Raw genomic sequence first — 26,179 nt, 5'->3', positions numbered from 1 at the left:
TCGAGCGCTCCGGCGCGTTGAGCCCGACTGGAGATTCATGCCAGCGCACCGCGCGCCAGCTCATCCTGGGTCAGGTCAAAACGCCCCAGCACTTTCACCTTGGAGGTACTTCCCAACTCGGCGAAGGACAGCACCGGCACATGGTTGAACTCTTCCAGAAGCAGAGTGCGCAAGGGACTGCGCAGGTCTTGTGCCACCAACATCACACTTTTGCTTTTGGCGCGTAAGGTGAAGGCCTGGTTGAGGAGGTTGATCAACGCGGCGCTGCTTTCGTTATCAAGCGCAAAGAAAACCCCGGTCTGCGTCTGACGCAACGCCTCGCGCAGGATGTTTTCGGTATGGGGCGACAGCAGCCAGGCGTGCAGGCCGTCTTCCTCGCTGTACTGGTGGAAAATCTGCGCCTTGAGGGCAATGCGCGCGTAGTCAGCCAGCGCTTCGGGCTCGCGCTCATGCTGGCCGTACTCGATCAGCGACTCGACAATCAGCCGCACGGCACGCAGTGGCACCCCTTCGCTGGCCAGGCGTTGCAGGACCGCCGAAAACCGCGAGAGCGGCATGATGCGTTGCAGTTCCTGCACCAGTTCCGGCTGGTTGTGCTCAAGCCAGCTGAGGATCGATTTACTCTCCTGAATCCCCAGGAACTGCGGCCCGCTGAGCATCATCGCCTGCCTCATGCGCTCAATGATCAGGCTCGTCGCGGTAAAGCGCTCCAGCTGCGGGTCATCGAGCAGCGGATCATCGGGCGCCAACCACAGCCAATCCTGTTCATCGCGGTCGGCCTTGCCCGGTATTGCGTGCTCGGGTTCAACCGCCAGCGCCTTGCGTTCCACGGCCAAATGGTTGACGACCGAGGCCTTGACCATCGGCACTTCGTGAACACAAAAGCGCATTTCATCGGCGGCCAGGGCGTCATCAAGTTCGACTTCAAACGGCGGCAAGGTCAAACCGATATTGGCCACCAGCGTGTTTCGGGCCTGGCGTATCCCATGGATAAGCTCGGTGACCTCAGGGGTTCCGCGCAAGACCGGGGAAAACTGCAGCAAGTACGGTCGCGACGGATCAAACCCGCGCAAGTCTTCATCACCGTTCTGCTCCGGGCGCACGGCGTCAGCCGCTTCGGGGGCCGGCTGTTCTAGTCGTTGACGCTGGCGCATCAAGTAATAACCCAGGCCGCCGGTGACCATCGAAATCAGGATAAACACCAGGGTAGGCATGCCGGGCACCGCAGCAAACGCGAGCATCCCCACCGACGCAATCATCCAACTCTTGGGTTCGCTGGTCATTTGCCGGGCAATTTCGGCGCCCATGTTACTGATACCCTTGCGCCCGTCCGGAGCCACGCGGGTGATGATCATGCCGGCGGTCAGGGAGATCAGCAGCGCCGGAATCTGTGCGATCAGGCCATCGCCGATGGTCAGCACCGAATACAGCCGTATCGACTCGGCAGCGCTCAAGTCGTGTTGAAACATGCCCGTGGTGAAGCCACCCAACAGGTTGACCACAACGATGATCAAACCGGCGACGGCATCGCCCTTGACGAATTTCATCGCACCGTCCATGGCACCGAACAGCTGGCTCTCGCGGGACAACTGCTCACGTTTGTCCCGCGCTTGCGTGCCGTCGATCAGCCCGGCACGCAGGTCGCTGTCGATGGACATCTGTTTACCCGGCATCGCGTCCAGGCTGAACCGCGCCGCCACCTCGGCGACCCGTTCCGAACCCTTGGTGATGACCAGAAAGTTGACCAGGGTCAGGATCAGAAAGATCACCATCCCCACCGCCAGATTGCCGCCCACGACGAAATTGCCGAAGGCCTCGACGATGTCGCCGGCGTCCTGTTCCAGCAGAATCAAGCGCGTCGTGGCGATCGACAGCGCCAGACGGAACATGGTGGTCAGCAGCAAAATCGACGGGAACGACGAGAACGCCAAGGGGCCTGGCAAATACAGCGCGAGCACGATCAACAGACAGGATATGCAAATGTTCAGCGCGATCAGAATGTCCACCAGCCAGGTGGGCAACGGCACGATAAAAATAAACACGATGCCCAGGATCACCACTGCGCCCAGGACTTCGGCACGTTGGGCCATTTTGAGCAGTACAGCGTTGATGGCTGACAGTGCAGTCACGCCGACGCCCCCAGGTCACCGGCAAACTTGATCGGGCCGCGCTCGATCCGCTCCAGTTCCCCCATCACGGCCAAAAAGCTGTCCAGCGCGCCCTGGCGGGTTCGACTGTCAGGCCACAAGGCCAAAGGCAATTGCCGGACCAGAGGGTAAAGCGCGTTGAGAACAATCACTTGCCGGGGGCTCGGGCCACTGCCCAGATCATGCCCAAGTCGCAGGATCTCGCCCGCATCGATGCCGCTGCCGGCATACCCCAGCAGGCGCTGCAAAAGACTGACGGCGTCGTAGCCGATGCCCAGGCGCTGGATCAACGCGTGGCAACCGGCCAACACGGTGCTCAGTTGCCCACAGCTTTGCAGGGCCAGCAACAAGGTGCGCAAACGCGGCGTGGTCATTGACGAAACCAGGACCGCGATGTCGTCAGCCAAGGCTTTACGCATGCTGATGAGCCTGACGGAAAATGTATCGCCGCCGTATACGCCCAACAGCGCCTGCATCATCGTCGCCAGGGATTGGCGCGTGGCCACGCTGGCGTAATAAAGCGCGCGCAGCGCTTGGCGCTCCTGCGGATCACCACCGGCCTCCATCAACGCCGTGGCGAATTTGAGGCCAGCCTGGATCTCCCCTTTAAAGCCCACCGCCAGCATGCCAATAGCATCGCGCGCCAAGGCAGCTTCGGTCGGGCGCACATCATTGTCGGCCTGGGCTTCCAGATGTTTGAGCACCACGTAGGCGCGTGCGGGGTCGCCCTCGGCGAGCTCTACCAGCTTGTCGACACTGGGATGCTGCTGCAATTGGTGCCTGAACCGCCGCGAAATAGTCGCCAGGGACTCCTGAGCAGGATGGCCCAGCTGTTCATAAAGTTGCGCAAGCTGCTCGGTGGGGGGCACGCGAATCGACATCGCGCGCTGAGCGCGGTTGTTGGCAATCACTTCCTGGTCGAAGAGCGAAGCAAGCTCATCAACCTTCGCGGGTGCGGGCGTGGAAACAGGCGCAAAGGCGGATTGATCCAGGCGCTGGGCAGAGGGCGCATCTTTAGGGGATTCGACTTTCATAAGCATGCCAAGACGGGAAGAGTGTGTCCCTATGTGGCAATGCCTACCGATACGGTTCCATCAGAACGCGGCTATCGAGAGGTTTGACAAGACCGGCACAAACCCTCGGCGCTTTTTGCAAACTACTGCGCAATATCTCTCCATTTCAAGATATTTACCTTTAATAATCAGCTAGTTGCGATCTTTTTCCATTTGGCACACCCAGTGCTAAGGGGGTTTCCATCGAACTTATTTCGATAGCGTCTACCCTGAGGAAAAAAACGTGAATATCCCAATTGAAGCTTTAGCGCACCTGGTTGGCAGCTCGCCTCAATTCATGCTCCAACTGACGGACGACCAACAGAAAAAACTCCGGCGTTTTATTCATAAACGCGTACTCAACCCCGAAGATGCAGACGACATACTGCAACTGACTTACCTGGAAGCCTGGCGCAACAGGGAACGCTTCAGTGGTCAGGCGAGCCTCAGTACCTGGATGTGCGGGATTGCTCAGAACCTGGTACGCAACCACTTCCGCCGCCTGTACGCCAAGCCTGTGCACTGCGAATTCGATGAGTCGCTGTGGCATGGGCAGGAGGAAACCAAGAACCTGGATTGGCAGTTCGAGATCAACCGCCGACTGGAGAAAACCCTGACCGCCATCGACCACCTGCCCACAGAAATGCGCAAGACGTTGTACGCCTCACTGGAGACCGACGGCAGCTACCAGGACACCGCCGACGTATTGGACATACCCATCGGCACCGTTCGCTCACGCTTGTCACGCGCGCGTGAACACCTCAAGCGCGTCACGCATAACCCGTCGCAACCGTAAGGCCCTCTAGAGGGTAATTGTTGGGCGGCAGGGATATCTGCCCAACCGAATTTTGCTTCTCTCGTTCACCGCGACGCGATCGCCAACCGCCCGAACACCCCATCCCCTACCGACTGCCTCAGCGCCGATAACAACCTCAGCGGCGAAGACGTCCAGCCCTACCTTTCCCACCTGATGCTCAGCGCTTGCGCTACCGTTCTCGACTGCGGCACGCTCTTGCAACGCCACGATCGACCCCGGATGGCATCTGCAGAAAATCACCACGACGGTGAAGGGTCGCTCAATTGAAAGCCTGCGCCCCACGCGGCCCGACAGGCGGACGAATGACAAGCCACTCGTCGCCAGAGCTGGCGATTCCGGTTAAACAATTGAAAGCGTAGAAAAAATTTCGATAAAAGTGCTTGACGCATTCCCGTTCTACGCGAATAATGCGCGCCACTTGGCTACATAGCTCAGTTGGTTAGAGCATAGCATTCATAATGCTGGGGTCCGGGGTTCAAGTCCCTGTGTAGCCACCAAGTACCGATCCATAGATGTCTATAGCAGTCTATGAATCACCTCAAGAAGCCCGCCTAGTGCGGGCTTTCTTGTTTCTGGCTGTCCACCTCTATCTACCCCTATCCTTCCCCTCCGTGTATGCCCACGTGTATGCTTCATAAATAATTGAACTGAAGGCATACAAGGATGAAACGCACTGATATCAAGCGGCGCCCTCTCGCTGACACTACACTTTCCAGCCTGGAGCCTGAGGCCGGGGCATACCGCGAACTAGACAGCCCAGGGCTGTATTTCAGGGTCAAGCCAAACGGCCAAAAGTCCTGGGAGTTACGCTACAAGAAGCCAGACGGCAAATGGTCATGGCTTGGTCTTGGCGGCTACCCGGAAGTAGGCGGCGCTTTCGCTCGGCAAAAAGCGGCTGATCTACGCGCAGACGCGTCGGAAGGTAAGAACCCGATCACCTCCAAGAAAGCTCGCCAAGCCGCCGAGATCGATGCGGCCAACGACACCTTTGAAGCATTGGCTAGGGAGTGGCACACGTCTCGCCTGAGCGGCTGGGATGCTGGTACGGCCAAAAGGATACTCGGCGCACTTGAACGCCATGTATTCCCCTCGTTCGGTAAACGTCCCTACACCTCAATCATGTCGATGGAGTGGATGGAGCTATTGAGAGGGCTTGAACGTCAGGGGATTCTGGAACAGATGAGCCGTGTGAGGGCTTACTGCAAAGATATTTATGACCTGGCTCGCGTGACCGGCAGAGCAGTCAACAATCCGTTGGAGGGTGTGCATAAATTTCTGTCCTCGGGAAAGGCAGAGAACTACGCCCACGTCTCTCCCGATGAGCTTCCAGGGTTACTCCGAGCGATACGCTCCTACCCCCACGCCAAAGATGTTCAGCTTGGCCTAAGGCTGTTAACCCTGATGGCTGTACGCCCCAGCGAACTCCGAGAAGCACATTGGATAGAGTTCGATCTCGACAAGAGGCTGTGGACCGTTCCAGTCGAACGCAAGGGTCGCAAGAAAGGTCGTGAGCACCTGGTGCCACTATGCGCTCAAGCAATCGAAGCACTACTGGAGCTTCGGCAACTCACCGGCGCTTACACTCTCCTGTTTCCCGGTAGAAGCGACCGCACTAAACCCCGCAGCGATACCGTATTCCTAATGGCACTAAGACGCCTTGGTTACGAAGGGCGCCAGACCGGCCATGGCTTCCGCCACATCGCCAGCACGATCCTCAACGAGCGCGGATATCCGGCTGACCATATCGAGGCCCAACTCAGCCACAAAGCACAAGGTGTTCGAGGGATTTACAACAAGGCTCAGTACCTTGAGCAACGCACACAGATGATGCAATGGTACGCCGATCATCTTGATTCCCTAGAGAACGGAAATGTAGTGCAAGGTCAATTTTGGAAGGCCGTGTGAAGCCGTTAGCACTATACCCCCTCAGAAATGGTGTTACGGGTGTTACGCGTGTTACGCATACCTTTAACCCATTGTTTTTAATGGATATATTTAGCGTTACACGCACTGAAAAACTTCTGAGCACCACGTGTTACATCGAGCAGTCGCGTTACAGAAAGGCCACGCCCGCAACCCTGCTGGCATTGGCGCTTCCAGCCGAAAATCGCTGTAACAGCCTATCGGCGTCGGGGCGGCGGGGAGATCTAAATGGACTTTGAGCGGGGCATCGATGCAGAAGAGCTTGAACTCGAAATCGCAGGCTTCGATATAACGTGCCTGGTGTGGGATCAGGACGACGTCGAGGCAGCCGTTCGCAGTCTTGCGCTGTTTCCGCAATTCAACAACCACTTCAAAGATGCCTTCGATCTGATCAACACAGCCACATCGTTCTGGCTTGAGGAGGGCTCCTACGCTCCGTGTGCAGAGTCGGTAACAAGAACCCTTTATCGACTTCGCGATCCCATTAGCGAGCATGCCAGTTATGCAGAGGCAGGCTCATTGCCCAGTGTCATTCGACGGTTTCTTGGGGTGAGTCATTCCGCAGCAGACTCACAGCTTGCGGCGACCTTTTCCCTGGTACTGGGAACGCAGGCTGTGGAGACGCTTGCAAATTGGCTATTCGACCTTGAACTCACCACTTACGGCATTGATGCAGACCTGATAGAGCAGCTGAAACATGACTCACCCCGCCAGTACCTTGCCCTGATCGAAAAAGAGCGGGACCGCAGCAGCGGAAACGAGATCAGGGCACGAGAAGAGTTCGCGACGTTGCTAGGCGAGGCGAATCAGGCGCTGCTGATGGCGAGTCTTTATCGCCAGGTGGAGCAGATGGATGTGTTTAAAAAAGGCTTCAACACATCAAGCCTGATGCATCGAATTCTCGACGATGCCTTGTCGACAAAGGCGACGAGAAGGGGCCAGGAAGCAGGTAATGGGAACCGAAACCCCAGTTCCGCAATACAGACCTTGGCTATGGATAGGCGGGCAAAAATCAAAGCTGCTGCAGAGCAAATCATTAACGGTCGGAAAATTGAAATGCGAAGTCTGTCCGATGCTGAACTGACCAATATTCTTTCCGAACGGAAGGGCCACGGCACAAAAAAAACCATTCGAGAGCATTTGACCGCTCTGGGCCTAAGACCACTGAAATAAAAAAGGGAGCGGACACAGTCCACTCTCCCTCCCCTGCGTAGCGTATGACCCGTTGTCTCAATTAACAAAGGGTTAGCTCGCTATGACTACCGTATTAAAAGCAATTCCCTCGCATGATCCCTCCATGACCCTCATCCGCATGCCGGAGGTCATTTCAATCGTAGGGCTCGCACGCCCAACTATCTACAAGCTGATGCGTCAACCTGAAAGCGGATTCCCGTTGCCGGTAAAGCTGAGTAACAGCAATGCCCGAAGCGCTCCGGTTGCGTGGGTATTGGGGGAAGTTCAGGCATGGACACGGGCACGCATCGCTGCCCGCGATCAGGTGGCAGCATGAAAAACCGAGTCGCCAACAGGGCCATCTTGCAGCCCTTTTCTGTACTCAGAAAAGTCGGTTTCTCATCGCGCGGTATGCAGCGTTTTGAGCGCCACCGTACAGAGCAAAAAAGCCTGAACCGGGACGTGATGGTGATGCGATGGGCAGATGGCATCTGGTGCGCATTGTCAGTTCCGTGCCAAGTCCCTCAAGCAATCATCGTCGACGAAGGCCAACAAATCGCCGCCTACGAAGATGCACGCGCCTGCCTCGAAAGCGACTTCTTGCCCTTTGTTTCCCTGCGTTGGGAAGTCCATGCCTGAAATGAAAACGCCCCCGGCGGCAACCGGAGGCGTTGAGGTAAATCTACATGCCTGATCAATTTATGCCGCATCAAAAAAATCCGCAAGCCACCTGCACAGTTGCACTTTCCAAAAACGGGCGTTACTCTCTGGCCGTCGCTGCAAATTCAGCGACCGGGTGTAGGAACCCGCAAAGGTACAGGCGCACCAGCGCCCAATTCACAATTGCAGGCGTTTTTTTTCGCCTGCAATCAAGTGTCATGGCGGCTGTGTGCGGGCAGGCTTCGGCCTGGCCGGGTTCCTGTATCTCCGGTATTCCTACCCCGCACATAGCTGCCACCCAATCCCGTAGGAAGGATCGTGGCAGCTCTCAAAAAGATATGGGAGCTCCACACATGCACGCCATCAATCCGCCCAAAATTCGCGCCGCCGCTCACCGAGCGATGGCTCTCGCCGCTTTACACGCCAACTCCAGCCTCGCTACACGCCTCTCCCGCTACAACGCCCATATGTCCAAAGCTCGCGCCCTGGAAGCCGCAGGGGGTGCCCAATGAGCATGCTCCCAGGTTTTTCACTGCCCGAGGACCTACTCTGCGTCAGCCAGGACGCCGAAGCCGGTATTCCCATCGACGCCATCACCTGCGCCCTCGACCGTGCCGATTCAGTTCTGATGCTGCTGGAAGATCATTTAGACGGCGATAAACCCGTGCTCTCCAACCGCGTGCTGTCATCCGTTATTTGGGACGTACGCGGCACCTTGGGCTTGATCAAAACACTCGCTTTGTACGGTGATGCCTCCTCTGTGCCAATGGGTCAGAAAGGCGGTGCCCTGTGAACACTGCCAACACTCTCGGGCGTGCGCAATTCTCATGCGTTGCCAGCGGTACTCAAAAGCTGTTTAGGGTCAATGCAGGCGTGCCTATCGAGGACGCACTCGAGGCCATATCGCTGTTTCAGTACTACGCCAATCAACTGACCCTCGACGCAGCCATGAGTAACGAGGGCGAGCGGATCAGCTGGCCTGCTCTCTACCTAGGCGAAATGGCAAAAGCGCTGATTGATGACGTCAACGACGCGCTGTATGCAACGAGGACAACGCCATGACTCAGCGCACCGGCAACACCTCAAAACACCCCAGCTTTGCCGACGTAAAAAGCGCTGCGCTGAAGAACATCGACCGCGTACTTGCTCGCTGGCTACCAAACGGCAAACGCGTCGACGGCGGCAAGGAATACACCGCACCGAACCCGACGCGCACGGACAAACGTGCAGGCTCACTCAAGGTCAATTTGATCAAGGGCACCTGGGCGGACTTTGCCACAGGCGATAAGGGCGGTGACCTCATAGACCTCGTGCGGTACATCGACGGTGGCACGGTCGTTGAGGCCTGCAAAAAGCTGGAGGATCTGCTCAGTGTTTCCGCTGGCTCTGCGACTGCCAAAAGCGCACCGCCCAAGAGCGCTACGCCGGAGTGGATTGCGATTCAACCGATCCCGGCCGAGGCCATGAACAGGTGCCCAGCCAAACACCGGCAACACGGTGTCCCGTCCAAGGTGTGGATCTATCGGGATGTGCAGGGCCAACCGGTCATGCCGCTATATCGATTCGACTTGAGCACAGATGAAGACGGCAAACCGCGAAAAGTCTTTGCGCCGTTGACCTGGTGCAAGCGCTCCGATGGACAAACCACACAATGGCGTTGGCAAGGATTGCCGGAGCCTCGGCCATTGCTGCGCCTGGATGAGCTGACACAGCGCGCCGATGCGCCAGCGGTGTTGTGTGAAGGCGAAAAGGCCGCTGACGCCGCCGCTGAACTGATGCCCAACTACGTAGCCACCTGCTGGCCGAACGGCTCCAACTCTTGGCACAAGGCCGACCTGACGCCGCTCAAAGGGCGCGCTGTGGTTCTGTGGCCGGATAACGATGTCAGCGGCAAGACCTGCATGGACGCCATCGAGATCAAGCTGATTGAGCTGGGCGCGGCGTCAGTACAACGAATCTCGCTCGACGTGTTCAAGCTCAAGCCCAGCAGCAAAGGCGGCAAGCCGACACTCGTCAAAGGCGGGAAATGGGCAGACGGCGACGATGCAGCGGATGCATTAGCCAAAGGCTGGACCGCAGGCCACGTCGCCGAGCTGGTGCGCAGTGGCGAGTTTTTCGGCAGTGTTGCTGAGCCCACCGAGCCTCAAGAACCAACGACCAAGGCACCCGCCAAACGCCCTGCGAAATCGAAAAATGACCTGTTGCCGGGCGGCTTTCGCCTGACGTCTGAAGGGGTATTCTATTCCGGCGATGATGGTGAGGCGCGCCCCGTGTGTTCGCCTCTCGAAATCATCGCTCGCACTCGCGACGACAAGGGCCACAACTGGGGTTTGTTGGTCGAGTTCGATGACCCGGACGGCGCCAAAAAACGTTGGAACATTCCGGCCCGAACCATGACCGGCGACTTCGGCAAAGATGTACTCGGGCCACTGGTAGACATGGGTCTGCGACTGGCCGGAAGTCGGTCGGGGCGCAATGCCCGCAACGACCTACAAAGCTATCTCGGCGGTTTCGACAGCGCCGAGCGCGCACGCTTGGTGACGCGCTTGGGCTGGCACGACAACGCCTTTCTTTTGCCCGAACAGCAAATCGGCTCACATGCCGAACACCTGCATTTTTATGAAGCCGGTGCCCAGCTCCCACCGATCAGCGAGGCGGGTTCTCTGGAGCAATGGCAGCAGCAAATCGGCGCGCTGTGCGTGGGTAACCACCGCCTGGCGTTTGTCGTTTCTGTGGCCTTTGCAGGGCCTCTGTTGAATATGCTCGGTCATGAGTCGGGCGGCTTCCACCTGTATGGCGACAGTTCCGGGGGCAAGACCACCCACCTGCAAGTCGCCGCCTCGGTCTATGGCGGTCCGCGCCTGGTGCGTTCATGGCGCTCGACAGATAACGCACTGGAGTCCATCGCCGCAGCACACTCAGACGGCCTCCTTGTGCTGGATGAAATCGGCATGTGCGACCCGCGCATTATCGGCGAAACGGTCTACATGCTCGGCAATGGCACCGGCAAGGCCCGGGCGAATGATCGAGGACAAGCGGGCCGACAGGTGCAGGAGTGGCGCTTGCTGTTTCTCTCGACCGGCGAGAAGACGTTGGCGCAGCACATGGCGGATGCCAACAAGGAGCTGAAAGCGGGTATGGAGGTGCGCATGCTCGCCGTGCCTGCCGATGCGAGCAAAGGTCTCGGCATGTTCGATGTGCTGAACGGTTTTGAGGATGCTGCTGCACTCTCCGATGCGCTCAAGGCCCGTGTCGCCAAATACTACGGCACACCCCTCACCGCCTTCCTGCACGCACTGTGCGCGCCAGGGGAAATGCTCAGATGGTCAGTGATCGTGCGCCGCACGGTGGAGCAGTTCATCACCAAAAACCTGCCCGCCTCGGCCAGTGGTCAGGCCCAGCGTGCAGCCCTTCGCTTCGGCCTCGCCGCAGCGGCCGGAGAGTTGGCTACCGCCTTCGGCGTCACCGGCTGGCCGGACGGTACAGCCACGACCGCCGCACGTGTGTGTCTGCATGCGTGGCTAGCCGAGCGTGGCGGCGCCGGAAATTTCGAGGGTGATGCGATTTTGGCGCGACTGAGACAGGTCATCGAGCGCTTTGGAGAAAGCCGCTTCACCCGTTGGGAATCTGCCGCCGCCAAGATCGATGAACATGGCCCACGCACGATTGATCGGTTGGGCTTTCGCAAGACGTTGGAACACGGAATGGGCGACGCCCTGCACACCACCAACACCTACTACGTACTGCCGGAAGCCTGGAGGGCCGAAATCTTCAAGGGTATGAATATCAGTGCGGTGAACAAGGAGCTGCTGCAACGGGGCGTGCTCGAGCCGGGAAGCGACGGAAAGGCGTACAGCTTGATTCGCCTACCCGGGTTAGGGCCTCAACGCTGCTACGTGGTGAAGACCGTTCCAGCAACGGGTGAAGGCGAGGCCAAGGCCGCTTGACGGCATGCCTGCTGAAAGAGGTAGCGCCGGCTCATTACCGGCCTAGCCAGCCGTTCGACAACCATCCCTATCAACCGCAGTACCCAGAGACAATACAGATGAACACTATCCAAGAAATGAAAGACCGCCGCGACACACTCATCCTCGAAATGGAGAACATTCAGCGCGACCTGGCGCCGCTCGAAGAAGCGCTGGAAAGCCCAGAGGTTATCCAGCAGGGCCATGAACGGGCTGTGCAGAATGAAATCAACGATCACACAAGACGCATCTACTCGCGAGGTCACGAGATCCACCTCCTGAATCAAAAGATAGATCGCCTTGAGGCACTGGCGAACCGTGAAAGCTTGGCTGCGGGTTACATCAGCGCGATGGCGACCTGGAAAGCCGACGAATTGGAACTCAACGAAAAGCGCAGCAGCATCGAGACCCGGTTGCAGCAGGTCCGCCAGAGCGATCAGGAAGACATGGCAAAAGCTCGACAAGCTGAGACAGACGCAGCCACCGCTTATGCGCAGGCTGTCGCCTGGGGCGATGTGGAGGGCGAGAAAGCCGCTAGCGCGGGAGCTCAAAAGGCAGCCAAAAACCTAACGGCTGCGGTTGAGCATCACCGCCGCCAACATCTGCTCATCACGGCGCTGGAGCAGGAGCTGGTGACGATTGACCTGCACATCACGGAGGCACAAAAAGAACACGCCAAGATCGAGAACAAAGCAGCGCATCTCGCGAACACGGTGCTGGAAGAAAAGTGGAACGCGGCCGCGAAAGCACTGCTGGAAACCGGCGGTAAGTTGTGTGCTGCACGAAGACTAATTAATCGAGATCCGGTTGCGCTGCTGAAGTTGGACATCCCGGAACAGGGCGATCGCTTCGGAAGCTGGACCTATCGAGAACTTGTAGATCGGTCACATAATTATGATTTAAAGGATCTGCTAGAAGTATAGAAAAAATACGCGTCACAGCAGCGAATAGAGGCTGTGACGCAGTCTAAGCACATAGCAATAAAACACTAAATATAGCTCTCTGATAGAGCTCCACAACCAATTGAAAAGCTGAACAACTTAAAAAAGTCGGAATACTAGCCCCCCCTGAAAAACAATAGAAACAAGTTAAAATATTTATAAATAAAACATCTGAATTACTTTGTTAAATCCAAAGTAATGTCAAAACCCAAAAAAAGAACCCCCACAACTAATTAGAGAAAATCATTCCCGAAATCTCCCGCTTGTAAGAGCACCATTTAGCCGACGAATACAAACCGCAAGCCATTCATTATCTGCAATTTGAGACCAATCAATCAGTTGACTTACCCTCTCTGATACCACATCAGCATCAAACATTATGTCGAGTGTGTCACGTCCACACATCAGGCCAGGTGGAACCATGAGTGCCGCCAGAGAGTAAATAGCGTCTGGACTTATCAACTGATCAGTGAAGTTGGATTTAAGCTCCTCATCCCAAAGCTCACTATTGATAATGCAGTACATTGCTTCAGTATCCGGCAACCTTCGAAGTGCAATACCATCCATAATAGCCACTCGGTATCGAGGTAGTTCCCGGTCACGCAATGCGATGGTCTCATTCAAATCATATATTGGATCACTGTTCTGGTGCTCATGAGGGGTAAGCCCATAAGCAAAGAGATGTCGCCTTAAAAGCAACGGACTGATTAAGAGATCTCCGCTTTCAATCAGCGACTCCATAATATTTTTGAAACGACTAATCCCTCCTCTCCCAGAATGAGCTAGTCGCCAAAGCATTGAACCAGTATCGTCAACATACCCACGCTCAACCTCTTCGTTTACGATCCAATCATGATCACGAGCTAACACTTTTGAGAGTGCGCCCCAAAAAACTTGATCACCATTCTCGGGAAGCATATGCGATAGGTCAGCAACTCTGTCTAGTAGGCTTTCAAAAAGATTCGCACGCTGTAAAGACCTTAGCTCAGCAACCAACTCTTCCTGGTCTACTATGGCCCAGATTCTTTCAACCTGCGCCCTTGAAAGCTGCGTGGGAGGATTTCCTAAATAAAGCAGTCTAGTGAGGTTTCTACGCTTCGATATCCTATCACCAGGCGACGCTCCGGCAGAAGATTCAGGAGCATCACTAAATCTCGGAAAGACTAGACGCAACATGTCAATGTAGCTCTCTGGACATGGCCCCAATAGATCAACTAAAGTTTCATGAGTATCCCCATGCTCTCGTCGCCAGCGCTGCCTTCTGATTTGCTCTTCCGCGCTTGGATCACTGACAAAGCATTGAATCTTGTCAGATATAATCTGACGAACACCAGGAGCCTTAGTAACTATCCAACTATAGGCCAAAAGATCGAAACAACAGATTTCACCACGCACAATCTCTTCCAACACTGAGTACGCACCAACCAATCGCTTAATTTCGCGAGGAGTTCGTAAAGTAATAATTAGCTGATTAAATATTTCGGATTGATACGCAGAGAAAATTTCAGGAATCACGACACCATTACTTTGCATAGCACGCTTCAAGAGGTCTCGCGAGTCGTCCTCAAATAATCGCCGCAAAGGAATGGGAAACTGAATAATTTTTTCTAGATAGCTCTCACCGGAACTTCTTCTCTCCAAATAGCTACTACCTCTACCCAAAGCCTGAGCTACCCTCTCCGGGTCATAAGCGACAAGATAAGAAATACCCTTTATATCTCCAACCGCTTTAATAAGTTGTGCAACAGCTCGCACTTCCTCATCTTCAACACGATCTAGTTCATCAATTAAGACCACGACAGCGAATTTTTCGCTTGCGAGCTTAGCCTCCAAACTCTCCCGCTCCTGACGTGCAGATAACTCTCGAGGTTTTGCTATCGAATTGATAAGTTTCAAGAACCATTTACTAAAAAATCCTGAAGCGCCCCCCCCACCTGCAACAAGATCAATAAGCCGAGCAGTCGTAACCCCAACATATTCTATTGAGGCTTTATAACGCTCTAGCTGACGAACTAAAGCTCCCGCCTTTTCACTAGGACTAGTTCCTAACGCGTCTCTTAAAACATTAAAATAGGCTTCTACTAACTCATCCCGACCCTTGAAGAGCCAGGGATTGAGAGTGGCGACTGCAACATGATCTAACCCCTGAAGCTCACGTGCGACAAGATTAAGAACGCTCGACTTACCTAATCCCCACTCACCCGTAAGCCCAACTACAAAACCCGTAGAACTGCGTGATTCAACAGCACCAGCGATTGAATACTCGGTATGCACTAACGCTTTAACCAAACTTGTTACAAACACTCCTCGCTCTAATGCATCCGAACTAGGGTGTTCAATGGCGCGATCTTGCCTAGCTGTGTGATCGATATCTCTCAAGTTAAACAGTCCCCATAGAAAAATTAAAACATCTCAACTAGCCGCCACTATAAAACATTTAATCATTAAACATATAACTCGCGAACACAAAATTCAAACGGCAACAACACCTAAAACCTAACACATTAAGAGCCAAAAAAAACTATCAGAAACTTCTTCAAACACGACTATTTACCCTGCCTGAATCTACCTCCGAAAACCTATCCCTGGCACACCGACTATGCCTTATACCTATACAAAACCAGGTCAGACAATCTAAAACAACCTAAATTATTGGTTTTTCTTCATTGAATACTGTACACCTAACCTAAATGATCTTTTCACTTCTGGCAAACAACTGCCATCGCAAATTTCCTTCCAAAGATCGATTCCAGGATGCCGCTTAAATACACCTTTATTCTTCGAAGACCACGCAGACATGGTGCCCGCCAATGTACCAACCGCTGCCTGTAAGTCAGGCCTGGAAACCTCTTCGATCCCGACAACTTCAATATGTACAGGTAGAGATATTGTTTCAGCCCATACGGCGAGGCTTTCCGCTAACAACTCGATTTCGCGCTCCTGAAAAACGCTGGGAAACTGCATAATCAAAAAACTAACTCTCTCGACAGCGTCGAGCAGAGCTCTTTCAGATCTAAACACTATTCGATAAATAAGCTGCATCAAAAGCTTGTTGTCGATTTTTTTCTCTAGAGATTGCGCAAGCGCATAAAGATTATGCACACCTCGAATCGCACATTTAATTCTAATCTCTTCACCGCTATTCAAATCACTTTGCAATAACTCTTTAATCTCATCCTCTTTTTCCGGCAGGATGAAATAAAAAGCAGAGAGAGCTGTGTCCGCACAAATATTGTAATTCCTGACATCAAGAATCCACCTATAAACCCTGAGTAAAAACTCACGTGGCAATACGAAGTTTGACGTCCCAATAACTCGTAACACGAAATTCCCGAAGCATCGTGCTCCGTCGAACCTGACTTCATCAAAGCGCAAACTTTCCTCTTTTACAGTATCCCACCAGCTTACTAATTCCTCAAAAAGTTCAAAGACCTCATCTTCACTCCAGACAACCAAACCATTCGCCTCGTTTATGAGTTGCACCGGGGGCTTAGATGACATAACGATATTATTGAGGCGTTCAGACGGAAATTCGCCTTGAGAACTCAATACAAATCGTCCGCCCTCCTCCCTCAAACTACTCAACAAAGGTTGATTGAGCAGATTCTTCTTAAAAAGCTCTAAAAACGTTCGCTCATTTCTTTTTGGAAGATGGAGATAATTGAAAGGATGTAAATCAACTGGTAGCGCATATTTTTCAACATTGATCCATAGTAATTCACGTAGTTTTTTTATGTGCTCGCTATCTAAAAGCGCCGCAGAATTCAGCATAGTTAATCGCCATATTGCCGAACTTCGCGCATCTCCGTCCAAACTGTATATCTTGCGAAACAGCCAACTAATAGACTCATCCAACTCCGAGGATGATATCCCTCGATCTTTTATCTGCAACCGCTGCACAGGAAGTTGACTCATGGGGTCTACCCAGCCGAAGCGATCTCTAGATTTGCTTCCTTCAAACTCACGGAATGGGGCTTTGAGCAAATCAGGTAGCCAGCCCATAAGTTGATTATCGTCAGCAGCGTCATAAATCCGGGTGAGCCATTTATGACATACAGAGTTAATAGCTGGAGCAGAAATATTTGCCAACGTTGAATATATCTTTAGCGCTAACCTAAAATTGTGATCCAGCTCATCCGACGACAACTTGAAAGACACTCTAGAGAGCACCTCAGGCAGGCCAGACACTAATCGATCCTCAAAAATCTCTTGATGCCTAGAGATATAATACTTTTTTGTATGGCGCTCAAATATAGTTAAACACCACGCGTTAATCCTTCGAGCAAGCGCCACGTCAAGAGACGCAACTTGCGTACGGCCTAAAAATGCCGGATTTTCGGAAAGCTCTTTAATTTGACGCGACCTAATCATAAGTGCCGGACTCCAGAAACTTATGTAAGGCTGTATAATTTGAACCGCTTTTTCTAAATATCCTCCAACAAAATTTATTCCATGACAATACATTGGCACACCAACATGCTCAAAATGTCTCAGATAAGAAAAAGCAGGCCTTGCAGTGCCTGCCACGCCCCCACTGAAGCGTATTGAGTGATGAACTACCCTTGGATCAAATCCTGCTTTACGAACCTTCCCTGTTGGACTCGGATGAACAGACATCTCCGCCAAGGAGTTTTCTAGCTCCTTCTGTATCTCCCATGGGTTGCAATCCCAAGCTTTAAGCTCTTGCCATCGCTGTCCAAACTCAGAGCTGTCAAAATAGTGAAAGCTCCTATTCAGACAACAGATGAGATAAGTACACCACCCTTCAAGCGACATGAGTTCAATATTATCGCCTTTATTTTTTGAACTCTTACGTATTCCATTTAGCGTTACCTCAAGTAGCACCTTCGACTCTTGTACTTCTCCAGCTTCAGCTAAAAGGCTTGCTTTCCACAACTGAGCCTGAGGCACTCCTTCCCGCGGTTGCCATGCAATAAGATCTTCAAGATCTTCGTCCAACCTCACATTCCAAGCTGAATTTAATAACTTTTCATAAATAAATCTATCAGATGTAATCTGATTAGCCTCAAGAACCTCACTGATCATCGAGGATAGCTTTTTCCACCGAACGTCATCATATACTTCTCTAGCCTCCCGCATTACATCCAGAGAAACATCTAACCATGAATTTATAAGCCTCTGAGGTGATATCTTCCCAAAGATCTCACTCTCCAATCTTTCACTTTTAAAGCTGTCACTCTTAATGTTTTCATAAATTTTTACCAGGTCGGCATCAAATATCGCTATAAAGTCTTGAAAAAGCGGCATAAGACACAAGTTAAAGCGCCACACTAACTCTTGCACGCAAAGCAATTTATCCACTGCTGATAAGCTCGGAAGTATTTTGACTAGCTCCGTTAACCAAGAGACGGTCCCGTTCCACAACCTATCGCGTTTTTGTTTTGGAGCGGTGACCCATCCAGGATACGACAATCTCTCATAAGCCCAAGCTTGCATTAAAGCCTTTAGCTGCTCTTCACTGATCGACTCAGATGTATGATTTTTTTGGGGAAGAGGAGGGCCGCTTTTCTTCTCAGAGAGAGATAACGGCTTTGCCGATATCACTTTTACTTTGGGTTCAAGCTCAAGCCAATTTTCTGGCCTTTGAGGCGCAGCTTCGGCTAGCGACTCGAGAAACCAAAGTATAGATTCGTAATGTTCGTCTCGCCTAAACATAGGACATAAATCAATGGGAGTGACGCCCCTTCGACTAAGTAGTAAGCGATCCGTATTGGATAAATTTAAAGGTCCAACTAAATATATAGAAGAATGCCGATCTTGTAATTCGTCGCGAATCCAACCCGTCCATGCAAGAAAATTAGGATCATCACCCGAAAAGCCAAGAAGAACAAAACTATTTTCGAGCAGGGACTGTTGTACTGTATTTACAAAGGGTGCTGAGTCCTTTGGGTATTTCCTGTAGTGCTCTTCTGCTATAACTAAACGACCAGTACTAGCAAATGAGCCATGCAATTTAAATATCCGCGGAGATAAAGATCCGGGAAGCTCGGCAAAACTTGCAATTGTCTGGTAGGATCTACCTAAATCTTCAGTACGTTCTAAAAGAGTATCGTAATTTGTAGTAAAAATATCATTCCAAGGTAAAGCCAATAATTTTCTGTGTAACAGTCCTGGAATGTGATCATCATCAGGGTTCATTTTTCGAATAAGGGTGTCCAATCGAGCGTATCCGAACGCAGCCTCATACTTACTTGCTAACCGAAGATAATTCTCACTTAGAAAACGCTGCGTTCTATAATTTTTATCATCCTCGGAAGCATTGGCCTCAATTGGGTAAAGCTCGTCAAACATCTTCTTTACAAGTTCGCTCCAGGTTGGAAAGCGTGACGCTACTCCAGGTAGGGGCTGGGAGTTTAGGCTAAAGCCCGCACCGACCATCACAGCAGATCTTGAGCGGGGCCACCTCCATAAGTCTTTCTGGAGCTGTAAGATATGGAGTTGATCGTTAGTACTCATCGTTTGATCCTTCAAAACGTATCTTGTCGATGTCAGGAATGCCTTAGGTTGAAGGCCCTAGCATGAAGGCGAAACTTTTAGTTCAAATTCGCAACGGCAAACCGTCATGGCTATCAAGCAGCCCGGAATTACCGCATCCAAATCTCAATAACCCATGCTAGTCAGGGAAAGGCTCGGATGGCAAATCAATATCACACATTAGCCTTTATTTTCGGAACGCCTCATAGCTTTTGAAAGGGGCTTTCTTCTTGCGCAATTCAAACCCCTCGGCACACCTCCACTAGCTACTTAGAGTGGTTCTGCGCTCTTCAGACAAGCTAGAGCCACGCGCACGCTCACATCAGCGCTCCACGCGTGAGCACACTAGATGCATACCCCTGTTAGGCTTGGTCAATTTCGAGCTGGAAAGATGGAAAAACCTTTGAATCATTCGGAGAAAGCGGCCAGCACACCCCGCCATGCGCGGGCGCCATGAAAGGGTCGCCGATCCAAACAAACTCAATGAAATCCATGATCAGCCAACGCACTGCGCGGGACGCAGTGATGGGCAGGGTTAACGGCGGATGGCGGTATGCGCACGCTATCGGGGAACTGGGCGGAACAACATCGCGCACAATGCCGTTATGCTCCCGCAATGAGCAATCGTGTACTTGGATGCGTCTGAAGGCTGTAGGACGATTTGCCGATGCGATAGGGCTGCTGGGTTCAAAGTAGGTCTGTGATAGGCGAGCGTTTAAAGGCCAATTGCAATGTACCGACCAAATCTGGCGCACGCTCAGTGATCTATTCCCTATGGTGAAGACGGTTCGCATCCCCGTTGGTAATCCACCTGTTCGGCGGTCCAATTAACTGCACCGGCTCGAAAACATTTGTTCTTGAGAGGTCATATGGCGTCACTCCAAAGAGCGTCTGTACCGATCCAATGGAGCATTTTAGGAGTAACACCGAATGAACGTGTAACACGCACGTGAAGCAAAATAATAGGAATGTGTAACGGCCATAAAACCTTTATAAATCAACAATTTATAATTATTCGTAACGAGTGTAACACCCGTAACGTGGTTTTATGAGGGTAACCCCTGAGCCCCATTGGTAACTGGACCTCCAGCGAGGGGAGATCGATGATACTCTTCTAATCGATACGGTCGGGGTGCCCTGCACATTTCGGTTTGGCACGGGTCGGAAACCCGCCAAATCGTGTTAGCGGAAAGTCACGCAGCATAGTGAACAGGTGAGCCAGGTGAACTCCAGTTCACCTGTGCATTTGCCCTACCGTTTGAGCGATTCGAGAGCACTGTTACCGGTCCGGTAACGATACCCTCTTTTCTTCAAAATCCTTTCAATTTCAACGATTGAAATTTCAGTAACTTCAAACGCCTCCCACTAACTCGATCCCGCGGGTTTCATGCCCCGTGGTATGAGAAAAAGCTCAGGGTCCCCAGCGATTTTTTGCCTGTTTATCCCGTCGGGAATGACTTAGTTAACGAAGGCATACGCCCCTTGGATAACGTCGCGTGGCGGAAAGCTGTTACATGTGAATAGAAAAACCTAAAGACCGAATTGCAATAGCCTTTGTGCCAGCTACTCTGGAGCGGAAAGCAGCACGCCTTACTGATCAGCGAGCGTTACCTGGGGGTGACTTTTGGTAAACGTCCACGCAGAAGCGAGTTACTAGCAATGCCTAAATTCATCATCAATAAGCGTCCCCAAACCAACGGCGATTACGAGATCCACAACGATACAGCTGGGTGTAAGTTCATGCCTTTACCCGTCAATCAAATAGACCTAGGTTTCCATTCGACCTGTAGAGAAGCGTTGGCGGATGCCAAGCGGCATTGGCTAAACAGTAGGATCAATGGGTGCTACTTTTGTTGCCATGATTGCCATACAACATGAATGCACGTCTTCTGCTGGCGATTGCGATTGATGCTTCCGAAAGGGGCAACAATCACGGGCGTGTATGCCCATGTGTATGCCTAACTCGCTAGCAACGAATAAAACCCTTTAAAACCAGATAGTTGAAGATCTAGTTCAAATGACTGTGTACCACCAAGTACTAAAAACGGCTTACCGAAAGGTAAGCCGTTTTTTTATGCCTGAATAAAAGCCCTCAGGCATACTCGCCCCCAACCACAAGGAGGCGATTGGTGAACACGCACTTCCCCACCCACGGCATTGCCACCGAACGGCTGATACTGCAAGCCGCCCAGCCGTCTCACGCTCGCGCCCTGCACACCTACCTGCTGCAAAACCGCGCTTACCTGCAACCCTGGGAACCCACGCGCGACGATGACTTCTTTGCACTTGACGCCATCACTCAACGCCTCGAAACCATGGCCGAAAAGACCGCCAGCGGCGAAGCGCTGCACCTGCTGATACAGCGCGACGGTCAGATCATCGGCGCCTGCAATTTCACCCACATCGTGCGCGGTGCGTTTCAAGCCTGCCACCTGGGCTACGCGCTGGACGAATCGGCTCAGGGCCAGGGGCTGATGCACGAAGCGCTGAAGGCTGCAATTGCCTATGGGTTCGATGCCATGAAACTGCATCGAATCATGGCCAACTACCGCCCCGAAAATGCACGCAGTGCACGCCTGCTGGAACGGCTGGGGTTTGAGCGCGAGGGTCAAGCGCGGGCCTATCTCAAGATTAACGGCGTGTGGGCGGACCACGTGTTGACGTCGCTGATCAACCACGCAGAGAGCGACTGATGAGCCTCAGCGTATTCGCCATCATCCTTTTGGGCGCCGCGCTCCACGCCACTTGGAACGCCGTGGTCAAAGGCGGCGCCGACAAGCTGTTGACCACCTGCATGATCGCCTCCGTCGCCTCGTTGATCGCGTTGGCCGCCACCCCGTTTCTGCCGCTGCCGGCAAGAGAGAGCTGGCCGTTCATCGGCGGGTCGGTGATTCTCCAAGTGCTGTATTTCGTGCTGGTGGCCTCGACTTACCGCATTGCCGACATGAGCCAGACCTACCCGATCATGCGCGGCACAGCGCCGCTGCTGGTGGCGACGGTGAGCGTGTTTGTGTTGGCCGAGCCGCTCTCGACCTCCGCCTGGCTTGGCATTGCGGTGATCTCACTGGGCATATTGAGCATGGCCCTGGCGCCTTCTTCAGGGCCAAGAAAAGGCTTGGTTCTGGCGCTGATCAACGCCGGCGTGATCGCCAGCTACACCCTTATCGACGGCTTGGGCGTGCGCAAGTCCGGTGCGCCTGTGGCCTACACGCTGTGGATTTTCCTGCTGACCGGCGTCCCGCTGGCGACGTGGGCGTTAGCTTCGCGGCGCACGCTGTTCTGTGATTACCTCGCGCGTAACTGGCGCTTGGGCATCGTCGGTGGTGTGGGCACGATCGCCTCGTATGGCCTGGCGCTGTGGGCCATGACCGCAGCCCCCATCGCGACCGTGTCGGCCCTGCGCGAAACGTCGATCCTGTTTGGCGTGGTGATCTCGGCCTGGGTGCTCAAAGAGCGTCTGACCCGCGTGCGCATCCTGGCCGCGTGTGTGATCGCCGCCGGGGCGATGGTGTTGCGCCTGGGATGAGCGAGACTCATGCGCTCAAAAAAACGCCGCATCTGTATTTTGACGCTTCACAGACCCACTGTTAGTGTCCAGCCTCCCTACTCGGAGTGCCCTCGATGAAACTGGATATCTATCAAGTCGATGCTTTCAGCCAACACCCCTTCGGCGGCAACCCGGCGGCAGTCTGTCCGCTCACCGAGTGGCTGCCCGACGAGCAACTGCAGAATATCGCGGCTGAAAACAACCTCTCCGAAACCGCCTACTTCGTACCCCGTGGCGATTTCTATGAGTTGCGCTGGTTCACCCCGGAGGTCGAAGTGGACCTGTGTGGCCATGCCACGCTGGCCGCAGCCTGGGTGCTGATTCATCAATTGGCGGATGCACCGAACGTATTGCGCTTTGCCACCCGCAGCGGCGAGCTTCGCGTGACGCGCAATGGCGACGAACTGGCGATGGACTTCCCGGCCAAACAGCCCCAGCGCTGCGAGCCGCCAAGCGGCATGTTGAGCGCATTGGGGATTGAGCATGCCGAGGTGTTTGCCACCGACGACTACCTCGTGCTGGTCGACGACGAAGCTCAAGTCGCCGCCCTGACGCCGGACTTCGCGCGCCTCAAGGGCCTGCCCAAACGCGGGATTGCGGTGACGGCCAAAAGCACGCGGTTTGATTTTGTATCCCGTTGGTTCGGCCCCAACGTGGGCGTCAATGAAGACCCGGTCACAGGTTCGGCGCACACCTCGCTGGCGCCCTTCTGGGCCGAGCGTTTGGGTAAGTCGCAGTTGACCGCCGAACAAGGCGGCAAGCGCCGTGGGCAACTGCGTTGCGAGCTCAAGGACGACCGCGTGATTATCTCCGGCCACGCGGTGCTCTACCTGCAAGGCACGATATACCTGTAAAAAGCCTTAACCCAAGGACAACAGATCATTCTCAAAATGAACGGAGTTCAGCGCGTGTTTTCGATTTCCCGCCGTCAACTGTCAATGATTGCCGCCGCCCTCGCCCTGGCTGGCTGCCATACCCCCGTCAATGAACAACCGCCCGCGCCGGAGCTGGGTTCGGGTTATCGCACCGACCTCACCACCCGCCACGCCGAGCGCCATATGGCCGCCGCCGCCAACCCGCTGGCTGCCGAAGCCGGGCGCGAAATGCTGCGCCAGGGCGGCTCGGCCATCGACGCGGCGATTGCGATGCAGGCCGTGTTGACCCTGGTGGAGCCGCAATCATCCGGCATCGGCGGCGGCGCGTTCATCATGCTGTGGGACGGCAAAACCGTGCACGCGTATGACGGCCGCGAGACGGCGCCCGCGGGAGCTACCGAACGCTTGTTCCTTAAAGCCGACGGCACGCCGATGGCATTTCCCGAGGCGCAGATTGGCGGGCGTTCGGTTGGCACGCCAGGCGTGTTACGCGCGCTGGAGATGGCACACAAAAAGACCGGCCACCTGCAATGGGCCAAGCTGTTTGAACCGGCGATTCGGCTGTCCGAGCAAGGCTTCGCGATTTCCCCGCGCCTGCACGCGCTGATCGCTGCCGACCGTTACATCGCGCAATCGCCCGAGATGGCGGCGTATTTTCTGAATGCCGACGGCACGCCCAAAGCTGCCGGCACGCTGTTGAAAAACCCGGCGTTGGCCAACGTGTTCAAGCGCATCGCCAAGGAAGGGCCGGACGCGTTGTACCAAGGGCCGATTGCCGATGAGATCGCACGCAAGGTCCAGGGCAACCGCAACGCGGGCAGCCTGTCGCAGGCGGACCTCAAGGGCTACACCGCCAAGGAGCGCACGCCACTGTGCACCGACTACAAGCGCTATCAGGTGTGCGGCATGCCACCGCCGTCGTCGGGCGGGATTGCTGTCGCGCAGATCCTCGGTACGTTGCAGGCATTGGAAACCCGCGACCCGCGCTTGGCCATCGCACCGATGAAGCCGGTCAAAAGCACATCGCCTGCCGGCCTTGAGCCCACACCTGAAGCCGTGCACCTGCTGGCCGAAGCCGGTCGCCTGGCCTTCGCCGACCGTGGGTTGTACGTGGCCGACGCCGACTTCGTGCCGGTGCCGACCGCAGGCCTGATCGCCCCGGACTACCTGGCCCAACGCGCCACACTGATCGGCGACCGCAGCATGGGCATCGCCAAGCCAGGCACGCCTGCGGGCATCCAGGTGGCGTACGCGCCGGACCGCTCGCCCTTGCGCATCTCGACCTCGCAAGTGGTGGCGGTGGATGACCTGGGCGGCGCCGTGTCGATGACCACCACGGTGGAAGCGGCGTTTGGTTCGCACGTGATGGTTCAGGGCTTTTTGCTGAACAACCAGATGACTGACTTCTCGTTCATCCCCGAAGAAAACGGCCAGCCAGTGGCCAACCGTGTCGAGCCGGGCAAACGCCCGCGCTCGGCCATGGCGCCGACGCTGGTGTTCGACCGCAAGAGCGGCGAGTTGCTGGCCACCGTCGGATCGCCGGGCGGTTCGCAGATCATCGAGTATGTGAGTAAATCCCTGGTGGCGATGCTCGACTGGAACCTCGACCCGCAAGCGGCCATCAGCTTGCCCAACTTTGGTAGCCGTAACGGCGCCACCGAGCTTGAGGCCGGGATGTTCAGCCCCGAGTTGAAGCAGGCGCTGAGGGACAAAGGCCATGCACTGAGCGAGATTGATATGACCAGCGGCGTGCAGGCCATCGTTCGCACGCCAGACGCCCAGAGTAAGGCGTCGCTGAGCGGCGGCGCCGACCCTCGGCGCGAAGGCGAAGCGGTCGGCGACTGACTTTATTGAGCGGAGAGAGCCCCTTGCAACAGGCAAACAATCTCGGCGCCATCCCCGGCGTCGACCACGGTTTTTGTTCGATCAATGATCCATTGCGGCCGGACGGGGTGTTCATCTGCAAGCAGGTGCACAGTGCTTCGGTGATCGAATGGCAGGCGGAACAGGTGGCCAATACCATTGAGGCAGACGGCGTGTTCACGCACGCGTCTGCGCCAATTGCAGTGATCACCGCTGACTGCCTGCCCATTCTTATCGCCGCACACAGTGGTGATCCGGTTGCCGCCGTGCATGGCGGCTGGAAGGGTCTGCAAGGGGGGATCATCGCCAATGCGGTGAAACAATTGGCTGCCGAGGGCATTGCCGTTGACCAGTTGCGGGTGGCGATCGGGCCGTCGATCAAGCCGTGTTGTTATGAAGTGAGCGCCGAGTTTATCGCGCAATTTCAGGCGAGCCAGGGCCACGTGTGGCGTGACGGTCAGGCGCCATGGTGCTTCGAGCAACCGACGCCGCGGCTGTCACCGCAGATTGCACCGCCCCACGCGCGGCAAGCGGGAAGTGCGTGGTTCGACTTGAGTGGTTACGGGGTGATGCTGTTGCAAGCGGCGGGCCTTGAGCGTGAGCAGATCGACGTCAGCGACGTGTGCACGTATTGCACATCACCAACCTTCGCCAGCTACCGCAGGAGAACTCACCACCCTGAGGAGCCAAAGACGCTGATCTATTCGTGGATCGCCCGCAA

18 protein-coding genes and 1 tRNA gene are annotated in these 26,179 nt (G+C 54.6%); 15 read left to right on the top strand and 4 right to left on the bottom strand.

Going from position 1 to position 26,179, the window contains the following annotated elements; all coding sequences use genetic code 11:
* Window positions 1–35: 35 nt before the first annotated feature.
* Window positions 36–2,129, bottom strand: a complete 2,094-nt coding sequence (gene sctV, locus AACV02_RS00260) for a type III secretion system export apparatus subunit SctV (protein ID WP_119736432.1) — start codon at window positions 2,127–2,129, stop codon at window positions 36–38.
* A complete protein-coding gene (locus tag AACV02_RS00255; RefSeq protein WP_164487906.1) occupies window positions 2,126–3,181 on the bottom strand; it encodes a TyeA family type III secretion system gatekeeper subunit in 1,056 nt (351 codons plus the stop codon). The genes sctV and AACV02_RS00255 overlap by 4 nt, the downstream gene beginning before the upstream one ends.
* A gap of 262 nt (window positions 3,182–3,443) precedes the next feature.
* On the opposite strand from AACV02_RS00255, the gene AACV02_RS00250 reads away from it, so the two are divergent.
* The 10 genes from AACV02_RS00250 (at window position 3,444) to AACV02_RS00205 (ending at window position 12,660) form a co-directional block, all read left to right on the top strand.
* Complete coding sequence (locus tag AACV02_RS00250) at window positions 3,444–3,995, top strand: RNA polymerase sigma factor (protein ID WP_106578536.1); 552 nt, start codon at window positions 3,444–3,446, stop codon at window positions 3,993–3,995.
* 441 nt (window positions 3,996–4,436) lie between these two features.
* A tRNA-Met gene (locus AACV02_RS00245) sits at window positions 4,437–4,513 on the top strand.
* A gap of 166 nt (window positions 4,514–4,679) precedes the next feature.
* A complete protein-coding gene (locus AACV02_RS00240; RefSeq protein WP_119736428.1) occupies window positions 4,680–5,921 on the top strand; it encodes a tyrosine-type recombinase/integrase in 1,242 nt (413 codons plus the stop codon).
* Between the two features lie 246 nt (window positions 5,922–6,167).
* Window positions 6,168–7,112, top strand: coding sequence for a hypothetical protein (locus tag AACV02_RS00235; protein WP_119736426.1), 945 nt, complete (start codon window positions 6,168–6,170; stop codon window positions 7,110–7,112).
* Window positions 7,113–7,194: 82 nt separating this feature from the next.
* The gene (locus tag AACV02_RS00230) at window positions 7,195–7,449 is read left to right on the top strand and encodes a helix-turn-helix transcriptional regulator (protein ID WP_026078127.1); all 255 of its coding nucleotides are present in this window, start codon (window positions 7,195–7,197) and stop codon (window positions 7,447–7,449) included.
* Window positions 7,446–7,751, top strand: coding sequence for a hypothetical protein (locus AACV02_RS00225; RefSeq protein WP_119736424.1), 306 nt, complete (start codon window positions 7,446–7,448; stop codon window positions 7,749–7,751). The genes AACV02_RS00230 and AACV02_RS00225 overlap by 4 nt, the downstream gene beginning before the upstream one ends.
* 529 nt (window positions 7,752–8,280) lie before the next feature.
* Complete coding sequence (locus AACV02_RS00220; RefSeq protein WP_003175982.1) at window positions 8,281–8,565, top strand: hypothetical protein; 285 nt, start codon at window positions 8,281–8,283, stop codon at window positions 8,563–8,565.
* On the top strand, window positions 8,562–8,834 hold the full coding sequence (locus tag AACV02_RS00215) for a DUF3077 domain-containing protein (RefSeq protein WP_119736422.1): 273 nt from the start codon (window positions 8,562–8,564) through the stop codon (window positions 8,832–8,834). The genes AACV02_RS00220 and AACV02_RS00215 overlap by 4 nt, the downstream gene beginning before the upstream one ends.
* The gene (locus AACV02_RS00210) at window positions 8,831–11,719 is read left to right on the top strand and encodes a DUF927 domain-containing protein (protein WP_119736420.1); all 2,889 of its coding nucleotides are present in this window, start codon (window positions 8,831–8,833) and stop codon (window positions 11,717–11,719) included. The genes AACV02_RS00215 and AACV02_RS00210 overlap by 4 nt, the downstream gene beginning before the upstream one ends.
* 98 nt (window positions 11,720–11,817) lie before the next feature.
* Window positions 11,818–12,660 carry a chromosome segregation protein SMC gene (locus tag AACV02_RS00205; protein ID WP_119736417.1) on the top strand — a complete coding sequence of 281 codons (843 nt, stop codon included), beginning with the start codon at window positions 11,818–11,820 and terminating at the stop codon, window positions 12,658–12,660.
* A 261-nt stretch (window positions 12,661–12,921) separates the two neighbouring features.
* Here the strand turns inward: AACV02_RS00205 and AACV02_RS00200 are convergent, their stop codons facing one another.
* Window positions 12,922–15,057 carry a KAP family NTPase gene (locus AACV02_RS00200; RefSeq protein WP_157986801.1) on the bottom strand — a complete coding sequence of 712 codons (2,136 nt, stop codon included), beginning with the start codon at window positions 15,055–15,057 and terminating at the stop codon, window positions 12,922–12,924.
* Between the two features lie 270 nt (window positions 15,058–15,327).
* Window positions 15,328–19,155: an SIR2 family NAD-dependent protein deacylase gene (locus AACV02_RS00195; RefSeq protein WP_119736413.1), complete on the bottom strand. Its 3,828-nt coding sequence runs from the start codon at window positions 19,153–19,155 to the stop codon at window positions 15,328–15,330.
* A 2,147-nt stretch (window positions 19,156–21,302) separates the two neighbouring features.
* On the opposite strand from AACV02_RS00195, the gene AACV02_RS00190 reads away from it, so the two are divergent.
* From AACV02_RS00190 to pgeF, 5 genes are all read left to right on the top strand, one after another.
* Entirely contained in the window at window positions 21,303–21,866 is a 564-nt protein-coding gene (locus AACV02_RS00190) for a GNAT family N-acetyltransferase (RefSeq protein ID WP_256660643.1), read from the top strand.
* Entirely contained in the window at window positions 21,866–22,699 is an 834-nt protein-coding gene (locus AACV02_RS00185; protein ID WP_119736406.1) for an EamA family transporter, read from the top strand. Before AACV02_RS00190 ends, AACV02_RS00185 begins: the two co-directional genes overlap by 1 nt.
* A gap of 95 nt (window positions 22,700–22,794) precedes the next feature.
* Window positions 22,795–23,574, top strand: coding sequence for a PhzF family phenazine biosynthesis protein (locus AACV02_RS00180; protein ID WP_119736404.1), 780 nt, complete (start codon window positions 22,795–22,797; stop codon window positions 23,572–23,574).
* Between the two features lie 36 nt (window positions 23,575–23,610).
* On the top strand, window positions 23,611–25,440 hold the full coding sequence (gene ggt, locus AACV02_RS00175; RefSeq protein WP_119736402.1) for a gamma-glutamyltransferase: 1,830 nt from the start codon (window positions 23,611–23,613) through the stop codon (window positions 25,438–25,440).
* Window positions 25,441–25,463: 23 nt separating this feature from the next.
* Window positions 25,464–26,179 (top strand): peptidoglycan editing factor PgeF (gene pgeF / locus AACV02_RS00170; RefSeq protein ID WP_119736400.1); only part of this gene is annotated, 716 nt, incomplete at its 3' end.

The organism is Pseudomonas sp. Larv2_ips (genome assembly GCF_963879675.1).
Classification (GTDB): domain Bacteria; phylum Pseudomonadota; class Gammaproteobacteria; order Pseudomonadales; family Pseudomonadaceae; genus Aquipseudomonas.
Note: the sequence above shows the minus strand (reverse complement) of the source record. Positions and strands in the feature narration are given on the sequence as shown.

Excerpts from the sequence above, each read along its gene's own strand:
- AACV02_RS00180 (WP_119736404.1), top strand. The coding sequence starts at position 22,795 with ATGAAACTGGATATCTATCAAGTCGATGCTTTCAGCCAACACCCCTTC.
- AACV02_RS00225 (WP_119736424.1), top strand. The coding sequence starts at position 7,446 with ATGAAAAACCGAGTCGCCAACAGGGCCATCTTGCAGCCCTTTTCTGTA.
- AACV02_RS00195 (WP_119736413.1), bottom strand. The coding sequence starts at position 19,155 with ATGAGTACTAACGATCAACTCCATATCTTACAGCTCCAGAAAGACTTA.
- AACV02_RS00255 (WP_164487906.1), bottom strand. The coding sequence starts at position 3,181 with ATGAAAGTCGAATCCCCTAAAGATGCGCCCTCTGCCCAGCGCCTGGAT.
- AACV02_RS00220 (WP_003175982.1), top strand. The coding sequence starts at position 8,281 with ATGAGCATGCTCCCAGGTTTTTCACTGCCCGAGGACCTACTCTGCGTC.
- ggt (WP_119736402.1), top strand. The coding sequence starts at position 23,611 with ATGAACGGAGTTCAGCGCGTGTTTTCGATTTCCCGCCGTCAACTGTCA.
- AACV02_RS00240 (WP_119736428.1), top strand. The coding sequence starts at position 4,680 with ATGAAACGCACTGATATCAAGCGGCGCCCTCTCGCTGACACTACACTT.
- AACV02_RS00210 (WP_119736420.1), top strand. The coding sequence starts at position 8,831 with ATGACTCAGCGCACCGGCAACACCTCAAAACACCCCAGCTTTGCCGAC.
- AACV02_RS00205 (WP_119736417.1), top strand. The coding sequence starts at position 11,818 with ATGAACACTATCCAAGAAATGAAAGACCGCCGCGACACACTCATCCTC.
- AACV02_RS00230 (WP_026078127.1), top strand. The coding sequence starts at position 7,195 with ATGACTACCGTATTAAAAGCAATTCCCTCGCATGATCCCTCCATGACC.
- AACV02_RS00235 (WP_119736426.1), top strand. The coding sequence starts at position 6,168 with ATGGACTTTGAGCGGGGCATCGATGCAGAAGAGCTTGAACTCGAAATC.
- AACV02_RS00185 (WP_119736406.1), top strand. The coding sequence starts at position 21,866 with ATGAGCCTCAGCGTATTCGCCATCATCCTTTTGGGCGCCGCGCTCCAC.